5 protein-coding genes and 2 pseudogenes are annotated in these 6,547 nt (G+C 50.3%); 3 read left to right on the top strand and 4 right to left on the bottom strand.

Translation table 11 applies throughout. From position 1 onward, the window contains the following. Positions 1-128: 128 nt before the first annotated feature. Both HY879_10380 and HY879_10375 read left to right on the top strand, forming a co-directional pair. Positions 129-469: pseudogene (locus tag HY879_10380) on the top strand (putative molybdenum carrier protein). Positions 470-706: 237 nt separating this feature from the next. After that, on the top strand, positions 707-3,604 hold the full coding sequence (locus HY879_10375) for a PAS domain S-box protein (GenBank protein MBI5603751.1): 2,898 nt from the start codon (positions 707-709) through the stop codon (positions 3,602-3,604). A 505-nt stretch (positions 3,605-4,109) separates the two neighbouring features. Here the strand turns inward: HY879_10375 and HY879_10370 are convergent. The 4 genes from HY879_10370 to HY879_10355 all read right to left on the bottom strand — a co-directional run bounded on the left by HY879_10370 (position 4,110) and on the right by HY879_10355 (position 6,106). Next, entirely contained in the window at positions 4,110-4,664 is a 555-nt protein-coding gene (locus HY879_10370; GenBank protein MBI5603750.1) for an autotransporter outer membrane beta-barrel domain-containing protein, read from the bottom strand. Then, positions 4,657-5,061: an autotransporter outer membrane beta-barrel domain-containing protein gene (locus HY879_10365; GenBank protein MBI5603749.1), complete on the bottom strand. Its 405-nt coding sequence runs from the start codon at positions 5,059-5,061 to the stop codon at positions 4,657-4,659. Before HY879_10365 ends, HY879_10370 begins: the two co-directional genes overlap by 8 nt. Before the next feature lie 72 nt (positions 5,062-5,133). Then, a complete protein-coding gene (locus tag HY879_10360; GenBank protein MBI5603748.1) occupies positions 5,134-5,835 on the bottom strand; it encodes a hypothetical protein in 702 nt (233 codons plus the stop codon). Positions 5,836-5,857: 22 nt separating this feature from the next. Beyond that, a complete protein-coding gene (locus HY879_10355) occupies positions 5,858-6,106 on the bottom strand; it encodes a hypothetical protein (protein ID MBI5603747.1) in 249 nt (82 codons plus the stop codon). A gap of 80 nt (positions 6,107-6,186) precedes the next feature. On the opposite strand from HY879_10355, the pseudogene HY879_10350 reads away from it, so the two are divergent. Next, positions 6,187-6,419, top strand: a pseudogene (locus HY879_10350) (hypothetical protein). Positions 6,420-6,547 lie beyond the last annotated feature (128 nt).

Below are 6,547 nucleotides of genomic sequence, written 5' to 3'. Positions count from 1 at the left end.
TCAATCCCGCCTCTCACGGGATTGAACAAAGATGTTTCTCTCTGCGTTCTTCGCGCCTTTGCGGTGGGGAAAAGCTCTTTTTTCAAACAACTAAAGTGTTACAAGGTGTTACAAATTCTTAATGATCGATGAAAAGAATATTTTCCAAGATCATCTCCGGTGGACAAACCGGGGTGGACCGGGCGGCTTTGGATGCAGCCCTGGAACTGGGGTTGCCGGTCGGGGGGTGGTGCCCCAAAGGCCGGAGGGCCGAAGACGGACCGATCGACGGCCGATATCCATTACGAGAGACCGGGTCCTTTTATTATCCTATCCGGACCGAAAGAAATGTCCTGGACTCCGATGGTACCTTATCAAGATCCTTAATGTGGCCGGTCCCAGAGAAAGCGAATCACCCGGAATATATAATCAGGCGGTTTGTTTTTTAAAGAAAGTGTTCCATAACGATTTTAGCGAGGCACGGCCCTGAGCCAGGGGACGGCCAGGATCCCCCCTTTATCATCCATAGAAAAATCCCCCTATTTACTATTCCCAAAAAAGTGTATAATGGGGTTCAGTCGAAGGGCAGATTAATAAAATAACCTGTCTTCCAGTTTCGCCATTTTACCCTTAAGGGGGCAAGAATATGGAGGAGTTTAAGAGACCCCGTTTCTCAACCGAGAGGTGGGGTTTTTTATTGTAAATGCATCAACTGGAAAGTTCTAAAATGAGGGATAATGGAATAACGAAAGATCAACTGGTCCAAGAGGTGGAAGATCTTCGCCGGAGGATTGCTGAACTCGAAAAATTTGAAACCGATCCCAAGTGGGCAAAGGGATTCCAGCGCGAGAGCGAAGAGAAGTTCTTTTTGGCCTTCAAGCATGCTCCGCTGATGGCTGCCATCACGGTACTGGAAGACGGAACCTACCTGGAGGTCAACGACAGGTTCATGGATGTGGGCGGCTTCAGACGGGAGGAGGTTTTGGGCAAGACATCCATCGAGTTGGGCTGGCTACGAGGTGAGGATCGGCAGAGGGTCATTGAAGCCATCCAAAGGCAAGACAAGGTCTCGGGATTGGAGATTACCTCCTACGCCAAAGACGGAAGGCCAATTGATTGTTTGTACTACTTCGAGCTGGTGACCATCGGCGGGGTAAAACGACTTCTCACTATGGTACTGGACATCACCGAGAGCAAGCGGACCAAGGTGGCACTGCAACAGGCGCATGATGAATTGGAACAGCGTGTTGCTGCAAGGACGGAGGAGTTGCGTCAGGCGAATAAGGAGTTACAGACCGAAATCGCCGCACGCAAGCGGGTCGAACAATCTCTACGGGAACATGAATACCGCCTGCGCCTGATTACGGATAACATTCCTGCCCATGTTTGCTATTTGAATCAGAATCGTTGCTACAGCTTTGTGAATCGTTACTATGCCGAATCTTATGGTTTGCCAAAGGAAGCCTTTATCGGTAAGTCTTACAGGGACATGGTGGACGAAGACTATTATCTGGAAAATCACGAAAACGTTGAGCTGGCATTTTCCGGACGACTTATTTCCTTCGAAGCCCCGATTTTTCTCCCTAATGCAGATAAACGCTGGGTAATGGTGAACTATGTGCCGGACTACGATCCGCAGGGCAACGTCCACGGAATTTTTGTTTTGAGGTATGACATCACCGAACGCAAGATGGCGGAAGCTGGTCTGCAACGATTGGCAGCCATCGTCGAATCGTCAGATGACGCCATCTTTTCCAAGGACTTGGAGGGTATCATTTTAAGCTGGAATAAAGGCGCGGAAAGAATATATGGTTACTCCATAGAGGAAATCATTGGAAATCATATCTCCGTTCTGTTTCCGCCCGGTTATCCGGAGGAGGTATCACAATTTCTTAAAACCTTTGCCCAGGGAGAGAGTATTGATCATTATGAAACCGTTTGTATAAGAAAAGATGGCGTCCTGATCGATATCTCCCTGACCTTGTCTCCGGTCAAGGATGCTACCGGCAGGATCGTGGGAGCGGCGACGATTGCCCGCGACATCACCGAGCGCAAGCGGGTGGAAGTGGCGTTAAGTAAATCAGAGGAGAAATATCGGACCATTATCGAAAACATGGAAGAGGGCTATCACGAAGTAGACCTTATGGGAAACTTTACCTTGTTCAACGAATCTGCTCGCAAGATGACAGGCTATGAGAGGGAAGAGCTACTGGGGATGAATTACCGTAGCTATGCGGATGAAGGAAATATCCGAAAGATTTATCCAATTTACAACCAGGTCTATCGGACCGGCGAACCGGTAAAAAATTTTGAATGGCAGATTATCAGGAAAGATGGTGCTCTGAGGGATATCGAGGTTTCCTTATCACTTATCCGTAATGTGGAGGGGCATCCAACAGGATTCCGAGGTATTGTGAGAGACATAACCGACCGTAAGCAGGCCGAGAAGTTGCGTGAGGAGTTGGAAGCACGGCTACGGCGGGCCGAGAAGATGGAGGCCCTGGGTACTCTGGCAGGGGGCGTAGCCCACGATCTCAATAATGTTTTAGGTGTTATTGTTGGCTTTTCGGAGTTGCTCCTTTATGACGTAGAGGAGTCCAGCCCGCTCAGGCCCGGTCTGGTGAATATTCTGGGGGGAAGCCAGAGGGCAGCCGCGATTGTCCAGGATCTGCTCACTCTGGCCAGAAGGGGAGTATCCGACAGGTATGTACTCAATCTAAACAAGATTATCGTGGATGGCCAGAATTCAGCTGAGTTTAAGAATCTGTCTGCCTACCATTCTTCGGTAAAGGTCAAGACCGATCTTGAACCGGATCTATTGAACATCTCCGGTTCCTCCGTCCATCTCAGTAAGACCCTATTCAATCTGGTTTCGAATGCCAGTGAGTCCATGCCGAAGGGCGGCACCCTGACCATTAAGACATCCAATCAGTATCTGGACAGAGCGATTCAAGGATATGATGAGGTCCGGGAGGGAGACTATGTTGTCCTTTCCGTGTCCGATACCGGGGAAGGGATAACTGCGGATGATCTGAAACGTATTTTTGAGCCCTTTTATACGAAGAAAGTCATGGGGAGAAGCGGAACCGGATTAGGGCTGGCGGTGGTCTGGGGTACGGTGAAGGATCACCACGGATACATTAACGTTCAGAGCGAAGAGGGTAAGGGGAGCACCTTTACCCTCTATTTTCCAGTGACCAGGGGAGAAATTACTGCTGAAGATGTTGCTTTACCTCTTTCCGAATATCTGGGGAAAGGCGAAACCATTCTCATTGTAGATGATGTCAAGGGACAGCGTGATTTAGCCGAAGAGATGCTCAAGAAATTGAATTACCACATAACCAGCGTCTCCAGCGGTGAGGATGCGGTGGTTTATCTGAAGGAGCAGAAGGTTGATCTCTTGGTTCTGGATATGATCATGGATCCCGGCATGGACGGACTGGACACCTACAAGAAAATCCTTGAGATTCATCCACGACAGAAGGCGATTATCGTCAGCGGTTTTTCAGAGTCGGAGCGCGTGAAAGCCGCCCAGTCCCTCGGTGCGGGGGCCTATGTAAAAAAGCCCTATATCAGGGAGAAACTGGGACTGGCGGTGAGAAAAGAGCTGGACCGAATAAAATAAAAAGGGAGGACCAAGGTCCACAGAAGATCGGGAATTTATCAGTGATTCCGCCTGGGAGGCCGGATATCCCTAAATCGATTATCGTTTGGAACAGGCAAAGACAGCTCTGGATGATGCCCGATTCCTCCTGGCAGGACATAAAACGCTCGGAGCGGGTCATGACAACTCCTTAATTATTCAAAGCTAAGATTCCAGGTCCTGGGTGTTTTTAGGGACTATATCGTCTTTTTGCGGTTGAGATCATAAAGGGACAAGGGATTTGTTTTGTCGCAGCCCTGCCGAAAATCAGGCCGTTATCATTTTTAAAAATTTAACACGAAAATAAAATTTTGGCGCGGATTTCACGGATTACACGGTTAAAGCCATGGGTATCCCTCGATCCCGTTAAGTCTGGATTAAGGGATGACCAACATCCGCCTTCGGCGGAGGCTGGTCTCAAGAAAAGGGAAGCCCCTTTTCTTGATCAAATGGGAATGACGGTTGACAAGATTTTAAACACAATTCCCTAAAAAGGCACCTGGAGGCCGGCGTTTATGGTATGGCCCATAAAATCGGAACGAAAGTCTCCCTCGTACCGCAGGAAAAAGGAGGTCTTGCCCCATCCTTGAGCGGTTAGACCCAGTCTCGGTAAAAAGCTGCCGGACGAATTGCTATAGCCGTTCACCGTAAAACTTCCCGGCTGACCGCTTAAGGAAGTCTTCAATTCCCGATTATCCAAGGGGACCTGGTAACCGCCACCGAGCCATAATTCAGGGATAACTCTTAGACCGCTTTGGAATGTAAAAGTCCTGACCAGACGGATCCCCAATTCTCCCTGCCAGGTCCAGGTATTATACCCGTCGACCCTTAAGTTCAGACTGTCGGCCCCGCTCTCGGATAGGGCGTCCTGGGCAACATAGATCAGGTCCATCCGGACCAGGGGTTGGAAGTCCCATTGCCCGATTTTTTGATCCAGGCCGCTGTTTAGACGGGCGGCCAGATTATAGCCGTCCGGAGAAGAAGCGGCCTGGCGATCCACTCCCGGGAAACTGACCCGCCGGCTGACATTGGCCTTACGCACCCCTCCGGTCAGTGCCGTCGATAAAAAAAGGTCGGGTCAAAGCACTTCCATAAAGCCCGAGATTGACCTGGCTGATGTTGCCGTCACCCAGGTTATCGTTCCAGGAAAAGCCGGTCCGGGAGAGGCTGATTCCGCCGCCCAATAAAAGATTTTCCTTGATCTTTTTATCGGCCCCAGCCAGAAAGCTTCCGCTTTGGTATTGGAAGCCCACATGGTCCTTGGAGCCATCCTGACGGCCGAAGGCCCCTGCACCCGCCCCCCAAAAGCAAAGACCGATCTGATTCATTTCAAAGGAAGAGGGGCCTCCGGTCCCGGGGGATTGAATAATAGCGGAGGAGGGGACTGCTTTGATGTCCTTGGAGGGGGAGGCCATCATCCGGTTTCGCAGGCGTTCCATGAGGGTATTGCCGAAAAGCACGGTGTTTTCAATGTCGAGTTGGGTCAGGGTGTCGTAACGTTCAGGGCCGATCTAGGTCAAGGCCTGTGGCAACGTCCCGGGAGTCAAATATCCCAACATCAGATTGGTCAGGCCCCAATCACTACACGGCTCTGCCTGGGGCAGACGGTCGATGTAGGAGGCAACCGCTCCGGGGTTGCCCCTTGGTGCCAAGGGGGCAAAAAGGAGGTTTTGGTCGACCAGGGTCCTTTGGGGCTGGTAGTTTTCTATGGGGAGGCGTGAAATCAGCAGGATCTGCTGGGCGCCCCCATCTCCCCATCCGAGGATGGGCCCCGCGCTGCCGGTCCGCAGTGTGGTTCCGGCAGGCACTTTAACCGTAGTCAAATAATCATTAAGGGCCGGGAGGGCGAATATGTCCTTAACCTGAGTCGGAGTTATTCCCCGAAGGGCTGAAGGACTCATCAGCCACCCCCCGACGGCACCATCTTTCAATCGGCCGGGATTCCTGAGATAGGTCCGGACCATATAAAGGTCCTGAGTGGTGCGGATTTCAAAGACTATGGTTCCCGAGGTAAAGGGCAGGGTCGTTGCGGTGGCCCTGCCCTGGTTGATCAACTCCTGGTTGACTCCGTCGGAGGAAAGGACGGCCCGGATTTCTCCCGGTGGGAGGATCAACGGATCAGCGGGTCGGGCAAAGGCCTGGCTCGAAAAAAAACAGAATTGACTGAAGAAAAAAACAGAAAGGATAAGGCGAAATAAAAAAGGAACTCTCATCAAAAATTCTCCGGTTAGTGGTTTATTCATTATAATAAGGTCCGGGTTTAAAAATAAACCCATTGTGTTCCTCCCAAAGTTTAAGACACCATTCGGTCAGCATCTTAAGCTCTTGCAATTCTTCCGCCGGCGGCAGGACGTTTGGTAAATCGACTGTTTCCGTCCTTTGAAATTCAGAAAGTTTCCCTTTAAGTGCCCTGTTCGCTTCTTTTAAAAGGGCACTAACCTCTTCTTTTGACAGAGGCCCGGGCCGATTTTCTTTAGCCATCATTGATCTTCTTTCTTTTGTCTTGAATGGGCACTATACTATGATAAGCTTATCGGATCAGAGCAGAAAATTCTTAACGATTGATGAAAAAAATATTTTCCAAGATCATCTCCGGTGGACAAACCGGGGTGGACCGGGCGGTTTTGGATGCGGCCCTGGAACTGGGGCTGCCGGTCGGGGGGTGGTGCCCCAAAGGCGGAGGGCCGAAGACGGACCGATCGACGGTCGATATCCATTACAAGAGACCGGGTCCTTTTATTATCCTATCCGGACCGAAAGAAATGTTCTGGACTCCGACGGTACCTTGATAGTATAGGAAATTCCTTTTTTGACAATGGTCAGGCTATAGACGGTTAAGGGGGGGGAGAATAATATTTTATTTATGGAATCATATGGTTATAATACGGACCCGGGATGGGAATATTTTATCAATGGGGAGACCGG

Source organism: Deltaproteobacteria bacterium, assembly GCA_016219225.1.
Taxonomy (GTDB): Bacteria; Desulfobacterota; RBG-13-43-22; order RBG-13-43-22; family RBG-13-43-22; genus RBG-13-43-22.
The sequence above is the reverse complement of the archived record's forward strand: the minus strand, read 5'-3'. Positions and strand labels throughout refer to the sequence as shown.

Bases quoted from the DNA above. Each gene is read 5' to 3' on its own strand.
- HY879_10375 (MBI5603751.1), top strand. From the start codon at position 707: ATGAGGGATAATGGAATAACGAAAGATCAACTGGTCCAAGAGGTGGAA.
- HY879_10365 (MBI5603749.1), bottom strand. From the start codon at position 5,061: ATGGAACGCCTGCGAAACCGGATGATGGCCTCCCCCTCCAAGGACATC.
- HY879_10360 (MBI5603748.1), bottom strand. From the start codon at position 5,835: ATGAGAGTTCCTTTTTTATTTCGCCTTATCCTTTCTGTTTTTTTCTTC.
- HY879_10355 (MBI5603747.1), bottom strand. From the start codon at position 6,106: ATGATGGCTAAAGAAAATCGGCCCGGGCCTCTGTCAAAAGAAGAGGTT.